This window comes from Methanoculleus receptaculi, from assembly GCF_033472595.1.
GTDB lineage: Archaea > Halobacteriota > Methanomicrobia > Methanomicrobiales > Methanoculleaceae > Methanoculleus > Methanoculleus receptaculi.
In genome coordinates this window covers 1,560,912-1,579,190 of the sequence record NZ_CP137642.1, presented here as the reverse complement: position 1 = coordinate 1,579,190, position 18,279 = coordinate 1,560,912, and the positions used below count along the sequence as shown (strand labels likewise).

Below are 18,279 nucleotides of genomic sequence, written 5' to 3'. Positions count from 1 at the left end.
AGTAGGTGTGCGTGAGGAGGATCTGGATTGGGCCGTATATCACGGGATTCCACAAACCGGCAGCATCACGGTCAAAGATCTTATAGCAGCCACCGGGTTTGAACCCGATGCGGTCATGGCATCGCTCGAGCGTCTGGAGCACTATCTCCTGGTACAGCGGTCGGGTGAGATGGTACGCCTTCTCTCCATCCAGGAATCGCTGATAGCGTGTCGGTGCCGCCACAGCAGGGTTGACCTCCCGTTTGTCATCGAGAACGGTGTAATCCGGGCAAAGAAGGAGTGAACGGGATGCCCGAGGTAGCAGTCCTCAGGATAGGCCACCGCCCGGAACGCGACCAGCGGGTGACGACCCACGTGGGGCTTGCGGCGCGGGCGCTTGGAGCCCGGGGGATGTACCTCGCGGCGGATGACCGCGGGGTGGTTGCGAGCATACAGGACGTGGTCTCCCGCTGGGGGGGCGACTTCTTCGTGGAGGACGGTGTAAAGTGGCGCCAGTGCATCCGGGACTGGAAGGCCGCCGGCGGCATTGTTGTCCACCTGACGATGTACGGGCTCCCGATGACCGATCTCGTGGACGAGATCCGCAGCCTTGATCGGGTGCTTATCGTGGTCGGTGCTGAGAAGGTTCCGGGCGAGGTCTACGGGCTTGCCGACTACAACGTCTCGGTGACCACACAGCCTCACTCCGAGATCTCGAGTCTTGCTCTATTCCTGGACCGCCTCTTCGAAGGCAGCGAACTCAACCGGGAATACCCGGACGCGAAGATCCGGATTGAACCGGCGAAAGTGGGTAAGAAGACGGTGGAACGGTGAAGCCGCGGGTGCTTGTTGCCGGGTTTGCAACACGGCATGTGGCGCAGTCGGCATACAGGGCGGGGTATACCGTCTACGCCGTCGACCATTACTGTGACCGCGACCTTTCCTGGTACACGAGAGATTCGCTTGCGTTCGAGGAACTCGCCGACCTCCCTGATAAGATCGCTGAACTTGCATCCCGACATCCGGTTGACGCTCTGGTGGTCACCTCGGGTGCCGAGACCGTCGGGACGACGATACCCCTGTACGGCACCCCTCCTACAAAGGTGGAGCGGTTCCTTGACAAACTTGAGATCCAGCGTTTCTTCGAGGGTCTGGGTGTGCCCGTTCCACCGCTTGCCGAGGGGCGGTTCCCGGCGATGGTCAAGCCGCGCCGGGGTGCGGGGGGCTGGAGGAACGCGGTTGTTGGGACGGAGGAGGAGCTTCGCCGCTGGGAGGAGACCTGGCCGGACGTCCCCTACATCGCCCAGACGGTTCTCGACGGTGTCCCTTCAAGCGTCTCCTGCATTGCGGACGGCCGGCGTGCACGGGCGATAGCGGTCAACCGTCAGATCCTGCGGGGTGGGGGAGAGAGGGCGCACGGGTTTGCCGGGTCGCTCACTCCGTTTCTCCACCCTCTGGCACAAGAGATGATAGAAGCAGCGGAGCGGATCGCTGCCGCAAGCGGCTGTGTCGGTTCGGTCGGGATCGATTTTGTGGCCGGGGATAGGCCGTGGGCGATCGAGATCAATCCCAGGTTCCAGGCAACCCTTGATACCGTTGAGATGGCGATCGGAGAGAGCGTCTTTGAGATGCACATGAACGCCTGTCGCGGGGTTATACCGGCGATGCGACCTCCTGCGCGGCAGGTTGCAACCAGGCAGATCCTCTTTGCGGAACGGGACATGAGGCTTGATGCCGATCTCTCTGGCCTTGCACCGCGCGTTGCCGACATCCCCTGGCCCGGAACCGAGTTTGAGGAGGGTCAGGCCATACTGAGCGTCTACGGCCGCGGTGGATCGGAGGATGAGGCGTATGCCGACCTTGAGAGAAGCCTCGTGCTCGTCAGGAAACGAAGCGGGGACCAGGGGAAAGGGTGGTGAACTACCCCGCGCCTCTCGGGCGGGGCTTCCTGCTTCATGGCCAACACTTGCATCACAGAGATGTGATGTAGAGGTCTTGGCTCCACAGGCTCAAAGGGCTGTTCCATCCCCACGCGGTGGATATTTACCGCAGCATTGTAATCTCTATCGGCAACAAACCCACAGTATGGGCATTCGTGGACTCTCTCGGAGAGCGTCTTTTTCACGATGCTTCCACAGTTCGAACACATCTGTGTCGTGTCGCGGGGATCGACTTTGACGAGTTCCGTACCAGCACTTTCAGCCTTGTACGAGAGGTAAGAATAAAATCGTCCCCACGACGCACTGTGGATACTTCTCCGGAGCCCGCGAGATTTGCCGTTCTCTTTCAAATACTTGATATTCAGGTCTTCAACACAGATCGTCGCATAGGTGTCAACGTACTGACGAGAAAGTTTGTGCAGGAAATCGTTCTTCTGGTTGGTGACATGATCATAGACCTTCTCCAGTTTCCTTTTTGTCTTCTTCCAGTTTTGCGAGAACCGTTGTTTCCGGGCAAGACTCCGCTGGATCTTCTTGATCCTGCCCAGAGAATGTTCATAGAACCTGGGGTTCTCGATCACTGCACCGTCACTATCGACCGCAAACGAATCCAACCCGAGATCGATACCGACAGACTGCCCTTCACGCTTTGATGAAGACACTGTCTGCTCTGTCTGAATGATCACATACCATCTATCGCCGGAACGGGTGATCAGGACACCCTTCACCTTCCCGGTGTAGGGTCGGTGCATGTTGAACGGAATCGTTCCGATCTTCGAGAACGTAATCGAACTATGCTCGCGATCGATCTTGAAACCCGACTGATTATAATTGATCGTCCGGTATCGGGCTGCACTCTTGAATCGGAGTTTGCCGATCTTCCGTCCTCTCTTCTTTGTCTGCGAGAGTGCAGCGATGTTGCTCCAGAGGGTATAGTTGACCATCTGGAGCACTTTAGAGTATACGTCCTTGAGTGCAGGATTCTCCTCTTTCAGCGTGACGATCCGCGCCTGCGTTCCCCGCATCGTCGGAGAGATTCCATTCTCTCGTGCCGTGTTGCATTCTTCGAGAAGTTTGTTGTAGAGCCACCTACAGGTATCGAGCGCGGCATTCAGCCGAACTTCAGTGGTTGCATCGGGATACGCTCGGTACTTGTAGGAAACGATCATTTACTTCTCCATCTGCGAGTCAACATACTCTTTCAGCGCATCGAGACTTACCTATCCTGATGTACCGAATATGCAGACCTATCAAGTTTATAATGTTGGGTGAATGATAATAGAATACTCAAGAGGATATATCTATCGCAGGAAGGAAGGGCGGCTCCGCTTTCATCCCCATCGTGAACGGTGGGGACTTCCCGCTCCGCCACCTTCACCACCGCAAGTTAAACCGGGAGAGATTTTGAGTATGGTATCTGTCGCTGAACTGCTGGATGATCCTGCAATCAAGGCTTACATCAGGCGTATGATCGGGGATGAGGGGATCGAGGTTCTCAGGAGGTTTCCGGGGGATGGGGAGCACAGTGATGAGGAACTTGCTGAGATTACCGGGATCAGCCTCAACACCGTCCGCCACACCCTCTACACCCTCTACGAGAAACGTCTTGCCGAGTACCGGCGGCTGAAGAACACCGAGACCGGCTGGCTCACCTACCTCTGGCATCTCCAGCTGGACCGCATTTACGATGTGATCGAGGAAGATCTCCGTGATGCGGTCGAGAAACTCGACGCCAGACTCTCCTACGAGGAGAAGAATGACTTTTACATGTGCAGGGACTGCAGCGTCATCTACACCTTTGCAGACGCGGCGGACTGGAACTTTGCATGCCCGAACTGCGATGCCACCCTCGATCACTATGATAACGAACTTCTTGCCGCCGCTCTCAGAAAGAGGATCGAGAAGATCAGGGAGAGCCTTGGGAGTGCGTGAAGAGGACTGTATCGATCTCCTCCGAATGGCCGGGTGTTCTGCCGGAGTCATCGCCCACTGCCGGGCGGTGCGCGACCTTGCGCTCACCTACGCGTCCGATCCCCTGATAGATCGTGGCCTGGTCGAGGTCGGTGCTCTGCTTCACGATATCGGCCGCGGGGTGACGCACGATATCCGCCATGCTGAAGTGGGTGGCGAGATATGTCGATCGTTTGGACTTGATGAGGCGGTCATCGCCATAGTCGAGCGGCATATAGGTGCCGGGTTGACGGCCGATGAATGTTCGTTGTTGAGCCTTCTTCCACGCGATTGCATGCCCCGGACGGCCGAGGAGAAGATCGTTGCCCATGCGGACAACCTGGTGAAGGGGACCCGTGTTATAACACTTGATGAGCGGTTGTTGCACGCGATTGCCCTTCCCCGGAGGCAGAGAAGGCGTATCTACAGGCTTGGACTTGAGGTAGAACTCTTCAGATAACCAGTTTTTTTACCTGCGGAAGTGCACGCAGCCGTTCGTAGACCGATGCCGGGATCCGCGGTTCATCCACGATCATAACGAGTCTTGGCTCTTCGGTGAGGTAGGGGTCGGTGACGTATATCTGCCGGATGGGCAGATCGTGATCGACCAGGACGCCGACCGCTGCGCCGACAATACCTTTCTGGTGTGCGTCTCTCGGGTAGAGCGTTATGACAGAGAGTCCGAGCGCCTCGGCGACCCCGGAGAGGTCGGGCACGGCCCGCATCCTGGTGAAGATCTCCCGGAGTTCCGGTTTTTCAAGGATGCGCCGGGCGGTGGCGTCGACGACCCTGCGGTCAGTATCGATCGCTCTTCCTATGTGCGTGGTCGGGATCTCGATGCCGTTGCAGACGATGCGGCCATCTTCGTTTATGCCAAACCCGTTCTCCAGCAGGAAGCGAACCACCCTGGCCTGCGACGGTGAATCGGCAAACTCTTGTGAGATGTCAGCCCACATGGGATGATCTTGGATCCTGGTGCATATATACACCGCGATGGCGATCATGGTGCGCCGGGGTACATGTTCGTTCAGGCGTGGTTGCGTGGTTTATGCGGGGCCATCAAACCGGTACCTGCCCGCCTCTCGAGAGAGTGGTCAGCCGCAAAAGACGCTCAGCACGGCGGTGATTTTTGGGCATCAAAACCGTGGGCAAACTGGTTCACCTTGGCTCCATGCGGCCGCCTGTGAAAAAGAGTGGTTTTTTTCAGAGGGTCTCCAGCCGTTTGTTCACCATATCCCAGTTCACGACGTTCCAGAACGCATCGATGAACTGCCCCCGGTTGTTCCGGTGATCGACGTAGTAGGCGTGCTCCCAGACATCGAGCACCATCAGGATCTTGAAGGAGGGGTAGACGTTGGTGTTGTGCTTCTCGATCTGCATTATGATGGGCCGATCGGTCATGGGGCAGCAGGCGAGCGCAGCCCAGCCTGAACCCTCGACGCTTGCGGCCGCTTTTGTAAACTCGGCCTTGAACCGGTCGAAGGAACCCCATTCTTTATCTATAAGATCAGCAAGGGCGCCGCCGGGTGTCCCGCCGCCTCCCCTGCCGGCCGGGGCCATAGTGGGCCAGAAGAGGGTGTGCAGGACGTGACCGCCGATGTTGAAGGAGAGTTCCTTCAGAAGCGCTTTCATGTCAACTTCGGCGCCTTCCTGCCGCGCTTTCTCCAGTCTCTCAAGGTTGGCGTTCGCCCCCGTCACGTAGCCCTGGTGGTGTCTGTCGTGGTGGATGGAGAGTTGCTCCTTTGAGATCTGCGGTTCGAGTGCGTCGGCCGCATATGGCAGCGGCGGGAGTTCATACTTATTGAACGGTCGGGTTGAGATCTTCTCTACAGTCATGGTTATCGATCGTTAGATGGAGGCGGATCTATTTTATAGTGTCGGTGCTCCAGTGGGCCGTTTGCTCTTTCCGCTGGATGGCGCGGCCCGGATCCATACTGTTAACTTAACCTGGATGCCCTCTCGCGAATTCGCCGGAGATCCGGATGGCGTGTCCAGACATCTCCGCATGGCTCCACAAGCCTGCAGCCACCAGGGTGAACATCGTTACGCACCTTCCGGGTATTGGGAGATCAATCATCGGCCCGGGCCCAACAAAGCCTATATAGCAGCGGCGTTGAGTCTTGAGAGAATGAACTCTCCCGGGAGACCCGCCGCCGGCGATGCCTATATAACACTTCACGGACGCTCGACATGGGCGCTTGTAAACGCATACCACGCAGCGGTGCGGGAGAGAGGGCTGCGCCCCGAACGGGTCGTTATCGTCACCGAAGAGCCGTACGCAGAGGCGGCATCCACCGCGGAGGCAGCGGTCGGGATGGTCTCGGAGGGGTATGGTCTCTCCCCGGAGATTCAGGTAGAGGTTCTGCCGGAGGCTGATTTCGTCCGGGCCGGGCAGACGATCCGCTCTCTCGCAGGCGACTTCATCCGGCAGGGGTATGACGTCGCGATAGACATAACCTCTGGCAGGAAGGTCACGGTCGCCGGGGCGCTAATCGCGCTCTCGGTTGCGGGGCTTGATATCCGGCACATCTACTACCTGGCCATGAAGACCACCGATGATATCGCAAAGCCCTACATGATGATCCCGCACCAGGTTCAGAGGATCCACGACCTTATCGAGGACGCAGCGGCACTTTCAGCATGAACGACCTTATAATCACGGAGGACGAACTCCAGGTTCTCATCAACTCTCTCGAAGAGGTTCATGTCTCATACCCGCTCTACGCGGGTGAGATCATTGTTGCGTGCCCGGAAGGAACCGGGTTTTCGCTCCAGATGCCTGCGACGCGCGAGACGTTCCGCGACTGGGTCGCCGCATACGAGCCGATTGCAGCGGAGCTCCCTTCGTATGCCGATCTTCAGGAGTGCATGTTTGCATCCGGCATCGCCCGCTACACAAACCAGGCCTCCTTCGATGCGATGCTTGTATCCTACAGGAACCTCAAGAAATCCGTCTTCTTCGCCCTGGATACAAACCTCTTCTACCACGGGTTTGCATCGAACAACCCCGGGATCGACGCCTCTACCTACCTTATCGTCGAGACCGTCCGCGACGAGATCTCCTACGCCGTCAACCGGAAGTATTCGGCGGCGGCAATCGAGGAGATGACGGCACTGGCGCCTGAGTGGCGGGATTACCTCGCAGAACTCGAGAACAAGCGTATGAAACGCTCACGGAAAGCCGCCTATCTTGCACTGAAAGAGTACCGCTCCATCCGTGACCGGGCAACGGAGGTCCCGGCACCCGGGCCGCACACCCACCTTGCAGAGGAGAACGATCGCAACATCGTCCGGGCGCTCCGGAAGTTTGAAGAGGAGCGCTACGCCCTCCCCGTTCTCCTGACCGCCGACATCTACATGGTCGACCTCTGCATGACAGAGGGGCTTGAATATTTCTACTTTGACCGTCCATACAGACTTGAGGCAACAACCTGCACGGCAACGGCGTTCCGGCGACTGCTCTTCAACCTTGCTGCCGTCTTCGGGTTTGTGGACTGCAGCGGTTTCACAATCTTCGGTGAGTACGGCGGGAAGGCTAACGACCTCGACGAACTGAAGATCAGGTTCCGGGACGAGGATATCTACCGTGAATGCAGGCGGGAACTTGGTATATGCAGGAGACTTGCGGAACTCGGAATTACGCGGTAGAGGCTGTCCTCTGCGATATGGATAACACCCTCTTTGACTTTGTTCGAGTAAAGCGGGAGGCGTGCCGCAGTGTGATCGACTACCTGGGGAGAGGCGACCCCGGGATGCTCTTCTCTCATTTCCTTCGGGGGGTTCACGGGTTTGAGGACCATGAGAACATAAGTGACTACCTCAACGACCTCGGGGTCTACGATGGGGAGACGTTTGAGGTCTGCTGCCGGATCTACGAGGATGTCAAACTCGAACTGGTCGAGGCCTACCCGGGCGTCGAGGAGACGCTCCGGAGCCTGCGGGACGGTGGGATAGGGCTTGCGGTCGTGACCGACGCGGAGTCGTTCCAGGCGCGGCGGCGGCTTGAGAAGACGGGGCTCATCGATTACTTCGAGACGGTGGTGACACCGGACCTCTCGGGGAGGCGGAAACCCGAACCCGACTCTCTCATCTACGCCCTCCGGCAACTCGGTGCGAAGCCGGAGGAGGCGATGATGGTCGGGGACAGCGCCGCCCGCGACATCGCGGCCGGGCAGCGGCTCGGGATGGTGACGGCGTTTGCCGCCTACGGTGACTGGCGCCAGAGCCGCGTGACGGATGTCGGGGCGGATATAGTCCTTGCGGAGTTTGCGCAACTCCGAAGATACCTCAGCATACCCGGTAAAGGGTAGGCCCCTTCAACAGAGAGGAGAGGGCAGGTGTGGCCCCTCCACCGGTAGGCTCGCCCCCTGCACCAGGATCTGCCGGTCGGTCTCCGCCACCTTCCCGAGGATGATCATCTTTCCCGCCGGTGTCATCGCAAAGACCGGGATAGAGGTTCCTGCCTGCAGGAGCGCTTTCTTTGCCGCCACATCACGTATATGCCGCGATGCGCAGGCGGTGATCAGGTCGGCGGTCACGGCCAGCAGGGCGGCGTCCTCACGTGATATCCCGGTGGTGTGGACGGCGACTATCACGGTCTCCGGGAACCGTTCCCGGATGGCCGCCGCCTCTGCGGCATCGGCGGTGGTCACAGCGATCCGGCGGTGGCCGAGGTCTCTCGCCAGCGCGACACCGGCGGCCTGGTCTATCGCGGCGGTCGCGGTGTCCAGGACCGCACCCCCGTTCTCCTGTATCCGCGCGATCACCTCCTGGATGGGGGATGTCTTCACGAGCCCGGACATCCGGCCGCCGATCCCCTGTATAAGGGCGGGGTTCGCCGCAACGACCGTCCCCGCCCCGTCGGAGACTATCACCGCGGCGTCCAGGTCGCTCCTGCGCACGGCACTGCCAAGGAGCTCCGAGGCCCCGAAGATGACGAAGTCAGGCCCGGCGAGAACCTCCCGCGCCGGGGTGCACATGCCAAATGACCTGATCCGCGCCTCGATGTTGCGCTTTATCGCTTCCGGCGTCATATCCTCGACCGGGCAGGCAAACCGCTTCGCCAGCGGACAGTTGCGGATCACGGGTCTTCCGACCTCGACAACCTGGCCGTTCCTGACCACGACCCGGCACCTCCCGATGGCCTCTATGACGTGTTCGTCATGCTCGTTCATACAGGTGATCTGGGTCTGGCGTGGGAATATACTTATCGGATAACCCCTCCATCTTGATGCAGGAAACTTGTGATGCCCCTGCAGCAGGAAGGGATGGTGAGGAGACCTGGGCAGGATCTGTAGCCCGTTCATCGTGATCGAGTGCAGCCGGCAGTGCGGCTTCTCCCGGATCTACAACGAGCCGACAGAGGAGCAGATCCGCGATATAACCGCGATGACGACCTGTCCGGACTGCGGCGCGCCTGTCCGACGGAGGTCGTTCTGAGGTCTGGCGCCATGCCGGGGACGCGATACTGGGAGATCGATCTCGCCCGCGGGGTTGCCGTCGTGACTATGATCATCTTTCATTCGGCCTTCGACCTCAACTTCTTCGGCATCCTGCCGCTGGATGTCTCCGGAGGGTTCCTCTGGCTCCTCGCCCGCCTGACCGCATCGACCTTCATCTTCCTGGTGGGGCTCTCCTTTACAATCAGTTATGCCCGCGCCAGGCGACGACTCACGGCGCGCGGGCTCGCGCTCAGGTATGTCCGCCGTGGTCTTGCCATCTTCGGTTGCGGTATGGTCATAACCGGCGTAACCTGGCTGTTCCTCCCCTCGGTCTGCATCGTCTTTGGTGTCCTGCACTTCATCGGTCTCTCGATCCTGCTCGCACCGCTCTTTGTCCGGCTGGACGCAAGCAGACTCATCGTTGCAAGTGTGGCGTGTTTCATCGCGGGTTATGCCGTAACTCTCGTAAACGGCCCCTGGCCGCTGCTCTGGCTTGGCATTCGTCCGGCATCGTTTGCAAGCCTGGACTACGTCCCGCTGTTTCCATGGTTCGGCATCGTCCTTGCCGGGATGGCCTGCGGGCATACTCTCTACCCGGAAGGGGAACGTGGGTTTCGCCTCGTAGACCCGGGGCCGGCGGTTTTGCGACCGTTCAGTTTCCTGGGCCGGCATTCGCTCCTCATCTACTTCCTTCACCAGCCCGTGATCCTGTTTATGATCGCGGTTCTGGCACCCGGGGCGGTGAGGTTCTTCGGGTGAGGGGACGCGGGGAGCGGCATGATGCGGCGGGCAGTTTTTCCCGAAGAACCGGGGGAGATGTGGTTGACCGCCGCCCGGCAGTGGCGATTGCCCCTGGAAAACCGTGTACTGGACGCAGATGAGGTCTCTTGTGTTTTCCAGGCGGGAACCAAGAACACCCTCTCTCACCTGGCACCGGGCGCGGTGAGGTGGTGAGGTTTGGTCTACTTACAGCATTTCGCCGTTCATCCCCTTCTCTCAGGCAGTCCCTCAACAGAAGAGCGGCACGTCCGAAAACGTCCCGACATCAAAGACCCCCCGCTCCGTGACCCGGAGTTCGGGGATGACTGTCAGCGCCAGGAACGAGAGATACATGAACGGGTTCTCGATAGCGCCGAGCCTTCCCGCATGCTCATCGAGCGCTGCCAGCCGCCGGACCACCTCATCGCAGGGGAGGGCGGAGATCAGTCCGGCGCATTCCAGGGGCAGCGTCGTCACCTCGTTTCCGGAGACGACCACAAGCCCCCCGCCGAGCCTGACCACTTCGGCGATGGCACGGATAATATCGGCGTCATCGACGCCGACCGTGACGATGTTGTGGGAGTCGTGGGAGACCGACCCGGCGATCGCCCCCTCCTCCAGTCCGAAGCCGTGGACAAGCCCCACACCTGACCCGCTCCCACGGTAACGGTCGGTGACGACCGCTTTGAGGATATCGCGTTCGATATCCGGGATCGCGGCAGCATCGACCGGAGAGTGGAGGCAGCGTGTCGTGATATGCCCGGGCACGATCCCGATCACCCTGGCCACACCCCGGCCGGTTATCTGGATCTCGCCACGCCCCGGCACACGGGCTTGCATAGGAGTCTTGAGAACCTCTGGCGGTCGGTAACCGGGATCGAGCACCTCGACGCCGCGTTTGAACGTTCGCAGGACGCAGAAACGGTCGGGGTCGTCGATGACGCAGAAATCGGCGAGCCGTCCGGGTGCAATCGCGCCCCGGTCATGGAGCCTGAACCTTTCTGCGGCGGAGAGTGTCGCCATCCGGAGCGCCAATTCGATATCGAGACCGTAAGAGACTGCTTTTCTGATGCAGTCGTCTATATGCCCATCCCGGACAAGCGTCCCGGCATGCCGGTCATCGGTTGCAAAACAGCATCGCGGCGCCGTGCACCTGTCAACAAGCGGCAGGAGGTCGCGGAGGTTCTGCTCGGTCGACCCCTCCCTGATCATGACATATATCCCCCGGAGGAGTCTCTCACGCGCCTCGGCAAGCGTTGTTGACTCGTGGTCACTCTGGACGCCGGCATAGATGTAGGCGTTCAGGTCTTTTCCGGAGAGGGACGGTGCATGCCCATCGATAACCTCGAAGAGATCCATCTTTGCCCGGAGGTCCTCATCGCCGGCCAGGACGCCGGGGACGTTCATCACCTCGGCAAGCCCTATGACGCGTTCGCGGCCGCGGAACCGGGCAAGGTCGGAGGCCGTGAGCCTGGCGCCGCCCATATCGAGCGGTGTTGCCGGGACGCATGAGGGGAGCATGATCAGGATATCGAGCGGTGTTTGAGCCCCGCTGGCGAGCATGTACTCGATCCCCGCCGTCCCGCAGACGTTTGCTATCTCGTGGGGGTCGGCGATCACCGTGGTTGTGCCGTGCGAAAGGACGAGCCGGGCATACTCGGTCGGTGCGAGGAGCGAACTCTCGATGTGAACGTGGGCGTCGATCAGCCCGGGCACCACGTATGTGCCGGAGAGGTCGTGGTCCCGCTCCGCCTGGTAGTCGCCGATGCCTATGATGCAGCCGTCTTTCACCGCAAAGTCCACACTCTCAAATGTGCAGGAAAATGGGTTGAAGACCTCAGCACCGCTAAAGACGGCATCCGCGGGTTCAAGCCCACGTGCCGCTGCCAGTCCAGGAAGGGTCAGACTGCTACCTCCAGGTCGCGGATGACAGACGCGCCGCGCTCATCACCTATGAATATATTCAGAAAGGCCCTGTATGTGCCGGGCTGGAGGTCAACCTCGATCGAGTAGTTATTCTCACCACTATCAAGGTTGATATGCCGCGCCTGGGAGAAGACCTTTTGCTGCTCAAAGAGGTCTACTTCCATTATCTTCACCTGGAGCACGGCGTTCTCGACAGGCTCGCCACTGTTCTCCACCGCAACCTGGAGGGCCTCGCCGTCGTAGGTCACCTCCCCGATCGCCGTGGCAAGACAGCCGGCTGATGCGGCGAGGACCGCAAGGGCCGCCATCAGTAGCATGATGCCTGTATATCTGGCTGACATCCCCCTGGAAAACCGGTGTTCTGCCGGTTCCCCTGACACACCTTCATCCATTTTATTCACAATTCTGGCTTTTGTTATAAAAATATTGTGAAAAAACTGCATGATGCCCACAAGGCCACAGGCATACCAGATGAAAATATCCAGAGGGCCATTTTCATACGAAAAGTGAAGAGGGAGGGAGGTCATCAATCCAATAGCTGTACAGGTTTGATAAACCTCTCCATAAATGGATCCCGGGTGGAAAGGGGCATTGCCGCGCACCTTCTCCCACCCCCGACCGTTCGGATGGAGGGGCGGTCTCTGGCGATGCCTCCTCGAATTCGTCCCGGGATGGAATTTCAGTCAATCCGATCCCCGCTCCGGGAAGAGGGATGGCAAAAAAGTTTCGACATCCTCCCGGTACAGGGAATAATATTTCAAAAAGACCCCGGTGTTTGGAATAGGTATGTGATTACGAAAAATAGATTTAAGAGCAGACACCTCAAAAGAGGTACTGAGGGGTGCTGGATATTACTGTTATAGCGTTCGCCCACCATAAAGGTGGTACAGGAAAGACTACCTCCTGCCTCAACGTTGCAGGTTACCTCCAGAAGGATGGAAAACGTGTTCTGGTGGTGGACTGCGATCCGCAGGCCAACGCTACCAGCGGGCTCGGCGTCGACCCGGAAAGAGTTGAACAGAGCATGTATGACGTCTTCATGAGCGTCTTTGAGGGTTTTCCAGATGTCAGGATCACTGATATCATAGTCCCCACAACATCGGGGATTTATCTCGCCCCCGCGACCCTTGACCTGGTTGGGGTCGAACCCTACCTCTACGGCATAGACGACCGGGCGGGGATACTCAGGGAGGTGCTCACCCCCGTGCGGGACACCTATGACTTCATCCTGATTGACACACCCCCGAGCATGGGTCAGTTTGTCATCAACGGCCTTGTCGCAGCCGACCATACCGTCGTCACCCTCGATGCCGGCACCTTTGCCCTCAACGGTATGGAGGCGCTATCGACGATCTTTAACGACATCCGGGAGATGATCGGGGAGGACGTAAATGCAGATTTTGCCATCCTGACGCGATGGGGCGGACCCGATGACTCCGGGGGCGGTCTGGCGCTCTTTCTTAAGCGGATCTTTTCACCCGCATCCTTTGCCGAGGAGGAGCGTGAGAAGGAGCGTCTGAAGACGTTTGAGTCTGAGGTGAGAAAGAAGTTCAGGCAGGTGTTTGTAGTTCATTACTCGCCTCTAATCTATGAGGCGCAGCAGAAGGGGCTTCCGATCTCCCACTATGCGCCGGAGAGCAAACCAGGCAGAGACTATCGGGCAGTGGCAACTGCGCTGGAGAGCCTTGGAAATAAATGAGATTGAGGATGTGTGACCGATGATCGATAAACCTGGAAGAAAAGCACTATTTACCGGCCCGGTTGCGCCGGGCATGACCGGACAGGAGCAGGGGGCTGTGATTGTCCCACAGGCAATCGAGGCTGCAATTCAGGCGGTGCTTGCCGGCGACGACGCGACGCAGATCGACGCTGCCGCAATTCCTGAGGCCTACAGGCCGCTGGCCGCCTCGATCAATGCGCTGATCGAGAAGAAGCGGGAAGAGAGACAGCGTCTTAAGAAACGGCTGGATGAGGCAAATATGCTCCTCAAGGGTTCTGATACGATAATCCAGCAGAACCCGATACCCATGCTGGTCGTTGACCCGCAGTTCAGGATAAAGATGGCAAACGCTGCCTATGCCGAGATGAGCGGGATCCCGATGGAGCAGGCGGTCGGCCGGAGCCTCCGCGACTTCAAGGTGAAGTCGCAGAAGGGTTCCGGACTCAGGCAGGTGCTCCAGGAGAAGAAACGCGTAGAGGCGGAGGTTGTCGTCGAACTGCCAGCAGGCACCCGTATTCTTGAACAGTACGGCATCCCGCTGCTCGACAACGCGGGCGAGATCGAGAGCATACTGATAGTCTATAATGATGTCACCAGGCAGCGGGAGTGGGAGGAGGAGATCAAATCCCAGATGGCAGACATTGCGGAGTTGCAGCGTCAGTCCGATACGATCATCCAGCAGAACCCGATGCCAATTCTTGTCGTTGACACGGCGATGAAGATCCAGAATGTTAACGATGCATACCTCAAACTGACCGGGATTGATAGATCGCGTGTCACCACCATGACCCTGCGCGACTTCAGGGTCCTGAAGCAGACGGGAGAGGGGATCAAGAAGGTGGTCACCGAAAAGGCGCGGGTTCGCGGCGAAGTGACGGTAGAGTTTCCCGCAGGCACCTACACCCTGGAGCAGTACGGGATCCCGCTGTTTGACGAGAAGAACGAACTGAACCGGATCCTGATTGTTTACAACGACGTCACCGAGCAGCGCAAGAAAGAGGAGCAGATCAGAGAACTGATGGAGAGGGCAAAGAAAGAGAGCGAGCAGCTCGCCGAGAGTGCCGAAGCCCTCGGAAACGCCCTTTCCGCCATGTCAAAAGGCGACCTGACGACGTTTGTGGAAGCGGAGAGCGACGATCCGCTCCATAAGGTCAAGAAGGATTACAACACCTCGCTGACGGCCATCCGGGCGGTCCTTGCCGACGTGGCAAAGGCGGTCGAACAGGTGGACATGACGACTAAAGAGGTCAGCAAGAGCACCGATGAGATCATCCGCGCCACGGAGCAGGTCGCTGTCTCGACGCAGCAGTCTTCAGAGGATGCACGCCGCCAGCTCGAGAAGATCGAGGAGATAGGAAAGGATGTCAACGACCTCTCGGCATCCATCGAGGAGATTGCAAGCACATCGCAGACGGTCATGGAGCAGGCCACAAAATCTGCCAGAGAGGGGAGCGAAGCCGCCTCTCTGGGTGATGTTGCGGCAAAGAAGATGCTGCTGGTCGAGGGGATCTCCAAGCAGACTGTCGACGAGATCAACACCCTCAACAACCAGATGCGCGAGATCAACAACATCGTCAAGTTGATCGCTGACATCGCCAACCAGACCAACCTGCTGGCGCTGAACGCCGCAATCGAGGCCGCACGTGCAGGGGAGCACGGCCGCGGGTTTGCTGTGGTTGCCGGGGAGATCAGGAACCTTGCGGGGGAGTCCAAGCGGGCAAGCCAGGATATCGAAGACCTGATCCGGACGATCCAGGCAAGCACCGAGAGGACGACGGGGTCGATGCAGGCATCCCACAAGGAGATCCAGGCAGGCATCGAGAGCGTCAACAAGGTTATCGGGAGCCTGAACCGGATCGTCGACAGCGTGGAGGTTGTCGCTCACGGCATCAGCGAGATCACAAAGGCCACCGAGGACCAGGCCACATCCACAAACAGTGTCATGCAGAAGATGGATGAGTTCACTCATATGACCAAAGAGAGCCTGGACCGCACCGAGGATATGGCAGCGCTCGCCGAAGAAGTCAGCGCCTCGACGGAGGAGGTCGGGAGCGCCTCCCACGAACTGGCAAGCATGGCCGAACAGCTCAGAAAAGCGATGACGCGGTTCAAGTTGAACTGAGGAGTAGACGATGGCAGCATCCGTGGATGTGGTGGAGTTCCAGCTCGGGAAGGAGCATTACGCACTTGATATAAAGATTGCGCGGGAGATCGTGGAGATGATGCCAATCACCCCCCTTCCACGTGCACCCCCATACCTTGCGGGCATCATCAACCTCAGGGGCGAGATCACAAACATAATCGACCTGCGCGACCTTCTTGGACTCCCTGACTCCGGAGAATCGGAGAACCGGAAGATTGTCGTGCTGATGCCTGAGGTGGCGGGCGGGTCGAACATCGGCATAATCGTCGATGACGTTCACAGCGTCATATCCATCCGTGAGGACCAGATCGAGCGAATCAACGACAGCATCACCTCATCCATAAGCTCCTACATCAAGGCGATCATCAAGATCGGGGATGCAGAAAGGGCAAAGACGGAGAATCTCATAATCTGGCTTGATGTCCAGAAAGTGATCAACGATCTTGGTGGAAACTATCAGGGCGCTCAGTAGGCCGGGGTTGCCGGCAAGAGTGTGAAACAGCCTCATGGATGAGTTTGCATCGCTCCAGAGGACCATCGAGCGGCTGCTCGGTATAAAGTGCTCGAACTACAAAGAGGATTATATAAAGCGGCGCCTCCTCTCCAGGATGAGGCTCACAAACGCCGCTGATTTTGAGGCTTACCATCGCTACCTGCTGGCAAACCCGCAGGAGCGTGAACTCCTCCGCAACGCTCTTACCATAAACGTCACCAAATTCTTCCGCGACCCTGAGGTCTTCGAGGTGCTGCGCCGGGAGATTCTGCCGGATCTTGCACGCCGCAGGGACTCGATCAGGATCTGGTGCGCGGGCTGCGCCACGGGTGAGGAGCCCTACTCGATCGCCATCCTGGTTCACGAACTGCTCGCGCTCCGTAAAGATATCAGCGTAACAATATATGCAACCGATATCGATACCGTTGTGCTGCAGAAAGCCATTGCGGGGGTTTATGATGCAAAAACGCTTGAGAATGTGGATGAAAAGAGGATTCGCAAACATTTCATCAGTCGCGACGATGGTACGTTTGAAGTCCTCCCTCATATCAAGAGCCTCGTGCGGTTTCGTGAGCACGATCTGATGTCGGGGGAGCCCGTCGCGAGGTACCTCGACATCGTGACCTGCCGAAACGTCACCATATACTTTACCGAGAAGCAGAAGGACGATCTCACGCAACTTTTTTACTCTGCGCTTGCTTCTGGTGGCTACTACGTCATGGGTAAGACCGAGTACCTGGGAAGAGAGGTTGAACACCTTTTTGTGCCATATAACAGTGCACAGAAGATCTTCAGGAAGGCCGCCTGAAGTTATTTTGGTGAGATCGAGTCCCCTTCCGTCTTATTATCCCTGACGATCTTTGAGATTCGCTCGAGGAATGCTTTCTTCGCCTGGTAGCGCTTTAGTTCGGTGACAAGCATGGAGAAGTTTACACCGATGACGATGATGATGAGCATGAGGCTGATCCAGAGCTGGCTGCCCTGGCTTGTGATGAGTGTTGCCACAAGGAGCACCACGAACGATAGCAGGTAAAAGATCACCCAGGTGCGCACTTCTGTGATGTCCATGCTCCTCCATCAAGACGCTGGTGCGGCCAGGTATTAACGCTTATGTTTTACGTTCTATCTTCTGAGATGAGGTTGATCCTGCCCCGAGACCGGGACGCTCGATCTGCTGCTCTCGTGGCGGTAAACCCAAAGGTCTTTTTAACATCTGCACCACCTTAAATCTGTGGATAAAGGCGATCTCCTCAGTATCATTGCTGCCCTGATCATCGTCTCCGCGGTAGCACTGCTCCTTCGACCGCCGGTAGCGGAGCCGGGATCAGGGGTTCCTGAGACCCCTGTTACGACGTTCACACCTCCCATAACCACCCCTACCCCTATCCCGACACCGACCATTGCCCTGCCTGAACCGTTCAGGATCACCTACACGACCAGCGTCTGGGACTACCCCGTCTGTTACCTCCCGGAGAACCTTACCAGGTATGGTGGCTCCGACCCGCCCTGGAAGGGAGCCCACCGGGCGATACCGTTTGCCTATATAGAGGAGAGGAGGGGCGGGATCACAGAGACCTTCTACGTCCCATACTCGCTATGGAGGCTAAACTGCAGCGTTTCAGCAACGGTGTGGCCCGAGGCGGCCCGCTTCCGGATGGCTCTCGTTGAACTTGAGAGCGGGACGATAGTCGAAGGGGCTGAACTCTACTATCCGGGCAGCATCATCAAAAACGTCGAGAGAGGAGGGAATGAGTTTTACATCATCGTGAGCGTGGATAATATCGATTCATACCGCATCACCCTGGAGACGCTCCCGGAGTACCTGCCGGCCACGCGGTAAGAGCCGGGCTCTCCCTGCGGTTTTTGATGGGCTCACCGCCTGGTCTGACCTCAGCCGGTTGCCTTTTGCGGTAGATGTGTTGGATACA

At 58.3% G+C, this 18,279-nt stretch carries 22 protein-coding genes; 15 read left to right on the top strand and 7 right to left on the bottom strand.

Annotation, left to right across the window (positions count from 1 at the left end; genetic code table 11):
- The first annotated feature begins 7 nt into the window (after nucleotides 1-7).
- The 3 genes from R6Y96_RS08055 to R6Y96_RS08045 are packed head-to-tail and all read left to right on the top strand — an operon-like array spanning nucleotide 8 to nucleotide 1,898.
- Complete coding sequence (locus tag R6Y96_RS08055; RefSeq protein ID WP_318620779.1) at nucleotides 8-283, top strand: MarR family transcriptional regulator; 276 nt, start codon at nucleotides 8-10, stop codon at nucleotides 281-283.
- A 5-nt stretch (nucleotides 284-288) separates the two neighbouring features.
- A complete protein-coding gene (locus R6Y96_RS08050) occupies nucleotides 289-813 on the top strand; it encodes a tRNA (cytidine(56)-2'-O)-methyltransferase (RefSeq protein WP_318620778.1) in 525 nt (174 codons plus the stop codon).
- The gene (locus R6Y96_RS08045) at nucleotides 810-1,898 is read left to right on the top strand and encodes an ATP-grasp domain-containing protein (protein WP_318620777.1); all 1,089 of its coding nucleotides are present in this window, start codon (nucleotides 810-812) and stop codon (nucleotides 1,896-1,898) included. The genes R6Y96_RS08050 and R6Y96_RS08045 overlap by 4 nt, the downstream gene beginning before the upstream one ends.
- On the opposite strand, the gene R6Y96_RS08040 is transcribed toward R6Y96_RS08045, so the two are convergent.
- A complete protein-coding gene (locus tag R6Y96_RS08040; protein ID WP_318620776.1) occupies nucleotides 1,799-3,088 on the bottom strand; it encodes an RNA-guided endonuclease InsQ/TnpB family protein in 1,290 nt (429 codons plus the stop codon). The two genes, R6Y96_RS08045 and R6Y96_RS08040, sit on opposite strands and share 100 nt — an antisense overlap.
- Nucleotides 3,089-3,329: 241 nt before the next feature.
- Here R6Y96_RS08040 and R6Y96_RS08035 point away from each other — a divergent pair, with 241 nt between their 5' ends.
- Both R6Y96_RS08035 and R6Y96_RS08030 read left to right on the top strand, forming a co-directional pair.
- A complete protein-coding gene (locus R6Y96_RS08035; protein ID WP_318620774.1) occupies nucleotides 3,330-3,851 on the top strand; it encodes a transcription factor in 522 nt (173 codons plus the stop codon).
- Complete coding sequence (locus R6Y96_RS08030) at nucleotides 3,844-4,329, top strand: HDIG domain-containing metalloprotein (RefSeq protein ID WP_318620772.1); 486 nt, start codon at nucleotides 3,844-3,846, stop codon at nucleotides 4,327-4,329. The genes R6Y96_RS08035 and R6Y96_RS08030 overlap by 8 nt, the downstream gene beginning before the upstream one ends.
- Here the strand turns inward: R6Y96_RS08030 and R6Y96_RS08025 are convergent.
- Together R6Y96_RS08025 and R6Y96_RS08020 are read right to left on the bottom strand one after the other, a co-directional pair.
- A complete protein-coding gene (locus tag R6Y96_RS08025) occupies nucleotides 4,322-4,825 on the bottom strand; it encodes a regulator of amino acid metabolism, contains ACT domain protein (protein ID WP_318620771.1) in 504 nt (167 codons plus the stop codon). The genes R6Y96_RS08030 and R6Y96_RS08025 overlap by 8 nt on opposite strands.
- A gap of 247 nt (nucleotides 4,826-5,072) precedes the next feature.
- Nucleotides 5,073-5,705 carry a superoxide dismutase gene (locus R6Y96_RS08020; protein ID WP_318620769.1) on the bottom strand — a complete coding sequence of 211 codons (633 nt, stop codon included), beginning with the start codon at nucleotides 5,703-5,705 and terminating at the stop codon, nucleotides 5,073-5,075.
- A gap of 292 nt (nucleotides 5,706-5,997) precedes the next feature.
- Between R6Y96_RS08020 and R6Y96_RS08015 the strand changes: the two genes are divergently transcribed.
- The 3 genes from R6Y96_RS08015 to R6Y96_RS08005 are packed head-to-tail and all read left to right on the top strand — an operon-like array spanning nucleotide 5,998 to nucleotide 8,179.
- Nucleotides 5,998-6,513: a hypothetical protein gene (locus R6Y96_RS08015; RefSeq protein ID WP_318620767.1), complete on the top strand. Its 516-nt coding sequence runs from the start codon at nucleotides 5,998-6,000 to the stop codon at nucleotides 6,511-6,513.
- Nucleotides 6,510-7,517 carry a PIN domain-containing protein gene (locus R6Y96_RS08010; protein WP_318620766.1) on the top strand — a complete coding sequence of 336 codons (1,008 nt, stop codon included), beginning with the start codon at nucleotides 6,510-6,512 and terminating at the stop codon, nucleotides 7,515-7,517. Before R6Y96_RS08015 ends, R6Y96_RS08010 begins: the two co-directional genes overlap by 4 nt.
- Complete coding sequence (locus tag R6Y96_RS08005) at nucleotides 7,460-8,179, top strand: HAD family hydrolase (RefSeq protein ID WP_318620765.1); 720 nt, start codon at nucleotides 7,460-7,462, stop codon at nucleotides 8,177-8,179. Before R6Y96_RS08010 ends, R6Y96_RS08005 begins: the two co-directional genes overlap by 58 nt.
- 6 nt (nucleotides 8,180-8,185) lie before the next feature.
- On the opposite strand, the gene R6Y96_RS08000 is transcribed toward R6Y96_RS08005, so the two are convergent.
- A complete protein-coding gene (locus R6Y96_RS08000) occupies nucleotides 8,186-9,043 on the bottom strand; it encodes a methanogenesis marker 8 protein (protein ID WP_318620764.1) in 858 nt (285 codons plus the stop codon).
- 133 nt (nucleotides 9,044-9,176) lie between these two features.
- Between R6Y96_RS08000 and R6Y96_RS07995 the strand changes: the two genes are divergently transcribed.
- Nucleotides 9,177-9,308: a hypothetical protein gene (locus tag R6Y96_RS07995; protein WP_318620763.1), complete on the top strand. Its 132-nt coding sequence runs from the start codon at nucleotides 9,177-9,179 to the stop codon at nucleotides 9,306-9,308.
- 11 nt (nucleotides 9,309-9,319) lie between these two features.
- Entirely contained in the window at nucleotides 9,320-10,069 is a 750-nt protein-coding gene (locus R6Y96_RS07990; RefSeq protein WP_318620762.1) for a heparan-alpha-glucosaminide N-acetyltransferase, read from the top strand.
- A 249-nt stretch (nucleotides 10,070-10,318) separates the two neighbouring features.
- Here the strand turns inward: R6Y96_RS07990 and ade are convergent, their stop codons facing one another.
- Both ade and R6Y96_RS07980 read right to left on the bottom strand, forming a co-directional pair.
- Nucleotides 10,319-11,872, bottom strand: coding sequence for an adenine deaminase (gene ade / locus R6Y96_RS07985; protein WP_318620761.1), 1,554 nt, complete (start codon nucleotides 11,870-11,872; stop codon nucleotides 10,319-10,321).
- Nucleotides 11,873-11,970: 98 nt separating this feature from the next.
- A complete protein-coding gene (locus R6Y96_RS07980; protein ID WP_318620760.1) occupies nucleotides 11,971-12,387 on the bottom strand; it encodes a hypothetical protein in 417 nt (138 codons plus the stop codon).
- 449 nt (nucleotides 12,388-12,836) lie between these two features.
- Here R6Y96_RS07980 and R6Y96_RS07975 point away from each other — a divergent pair, with 449 nt between their 5' ends.
- From R6Y96_RS07975 to R6Y96_RS07960, 4 genes are read left to right on the top strand one after another with little or no spacing between them, the layout of a single operon-like run.
- Nucleotides 12,837-13,694, top strand: a complete 858-nt coding sequence (locus R6Y96_RS07975) for a ParA family protein (protein ID WP_318620759.1) — start codon at nucleotides 12,837-12,839, stop codon at nucleotides 13,692-13,694.
- 19 nt (nucleotides 13,695-13,713) lie between these two features.
- The gene (locus R6Y96_RS07970; protein ID WP_318620758.1) at nucleotides 13,714-15,837 is read left to right on the top strand and encodes a methyl-accepting chemotaxis protein; all 2,124 of its coding nucleotides are present in this window, start codon (nucleotides 13,714-13,716) and stop codon (nucleotides 15,835-15,837) included.
- A 10-nt stretch (nucleotides 15,838-15,847) separates the two neighbouring features.
- Nucleotides 15,848-16,330: a chemotaxis protein CheW gene (locus tag R6Y96_RS07965; RefSeq protein ID WP_318620757.1), complete on the top strand. Its 483-nt coding sequence runs from the start codon at nucleotides 15,848-15,850 to the stop codon at nucleotides 16,328-16,330.
- Nucleotides 16,331-16,364: 34 nt separating this feature from the next.
- The gene (locus R6Y96_RS07960; protein WP_318620756.1) at nucleotides 16,365-17,159 is read left to right on the top strand and encodes a CheR family methyltransferase; all 795 of its coding nucleotides are present in this window, start codon (nucleotides 16,365-16,367) and stop codon (nucleotides 17,157-17,159) included.
- Between the two features lie 2 nt (nucleotides 17,160-17,161).
- Here the strand turns inward: R6Y96_RS07960 and R6Y96_RS07955 are convergent, their stop codons facing one another.
- Complete coding sequence (locus R6Y96_RS07955; RefSeq protein ID WP_318620755.1) at nucleotides 17,162-17,419, bottom strand: hypothetical protein; 258 nt, start codon at nucleotides 17,417-17,419, stop codon at nucleotides 17,162-17,164.
- A 163-nt stretch (nucleotides 17,420-17,582) separates the two neighbouring features.
- On the opposite strand from R6Y96_RS07955, the gene R6Y96_RS07950 reads away from it, so the two are divergent.
- Nucleotides 17,583-18,191 carry a hypothetical protein gene (locus tag R6Y96_RS07950; RefSeq protein WP_318620754.1) on the top strand — a complete coding sequence of 203 codons (609 nt, stop codon included), beginning with the start codon at nucleotides 17,583-17,585 and terminating at the stop codon, nucleotides 18,189-18,191.
- Nucleotides 18,192-18,279 lie beyond the last annotated feature (88 nt).

Bases quoted from the DNA above. Each gene is read 5' to 3' on its own strand.
- R6Y96_RS08010 (WP_318620766.1), top strand. From the start codon at position 6,510: ATGAACGACCTTATAATCACGGAGGACGAACTCCAGGTTCTCATCAAC.
- R6Y96_RS08020 (WP_318620769.1), bottom strand. From the start codon at position 5,705: ATGACTGTAGAGAAGATCTCAACCCGACCGTTCAATAAGTATGAACTC.
- R6Y96_RS08040 (WP_318620776.1), bottom strand. From the start codon at position 3,088: ATGATCGTTTCCTACAAGTACCGAGCGTATCCCGATGCAACCACTGAA.
- R6Y96_RS07955 (WP_318620755.1), bottom strand. From the start codon at position 17,419: ATGGACATCACAGAAGTGCGCACCTGGGTGATCTTTTACCTGCTATCG.
- R6Y96_RS07970 (WP_318620758.1), top strand. From the start codon at position 13,714: ATGATCGATAAACCTGGAAGAAAAGCACTATTTACCGGCCCGGTTGCG.
- R6Y96_RS08025 (WP_318620771.1), bottom strand. From the start codon at position 4,825: ATGTGGGCTGACATCTCACAAGAGTTTGCCGATTCACCGTCGCAGGCC.
- R6Y96_RS08015 (WP_318620767.1), top strand. From the start codon at position 5,998: ATGAACTCTCCCGGGAGACCCGCCGCCGGCGATGCCTATATAACACTT.
- R6Y96_RS07990 (WP_318620762.1), top strand. From the start codon at position 9,320: ATGCCGGGGACGCGATACTGGGAGATCGATCTCGCCCGCGGGGTTGCC.
- R6Y96_RS08000 (WP_318620764.1), bottom strand. From the start codon at position 9,043: ATGAACGAGCATGACGAACACGTCATAGAGGCCATCGGGAGGTGCCGG.
- R6Y96_RS08050 (WP_318620778.1), top strand. From the start codon at position 289: ATGCCCGAGGTAGCAGTCCTCAGGATAGGCCACCGCCCGGAACGCGAC.
- R6Y96_RS08035 (WP_318620774.1), top strand. From the start codon at position 3,330: ATGGTATCTGTCGCTGAACTGCTGGATGATCCTGCAATCAAGGCTTAC.
- R6Y96_RS07965 (WP_318620757.1), top strand. From the start codon at position 15,848: ATGGCAGCATCCGTGGATGTGGTGGAGTTCCAGCTCGGGAAGGAGCAT.
- R6Y96_RS07960 (WP_318620756.1), top strand. From the start codon at position 16,365: ATGGATGAGTTTGCATCGCTCCAGAGGACCATCGAGCGGCTGCTCGGT.
- R6Y96_RS07980 (WP_318620760.1), bottom strand. From the start codon at position 12,387: ATGGATGAAGGTGTGTCAGGGGAACCGGCAGAACACCGGTTTTCCAGG.
- R6Y96_RS08005 (WP_318620765.1), top strand. From the start codon at position 7,460: ATGCAGGCGGGAACTTGGTATATGCAGGAGACTTGCGGAACTCGGAAT.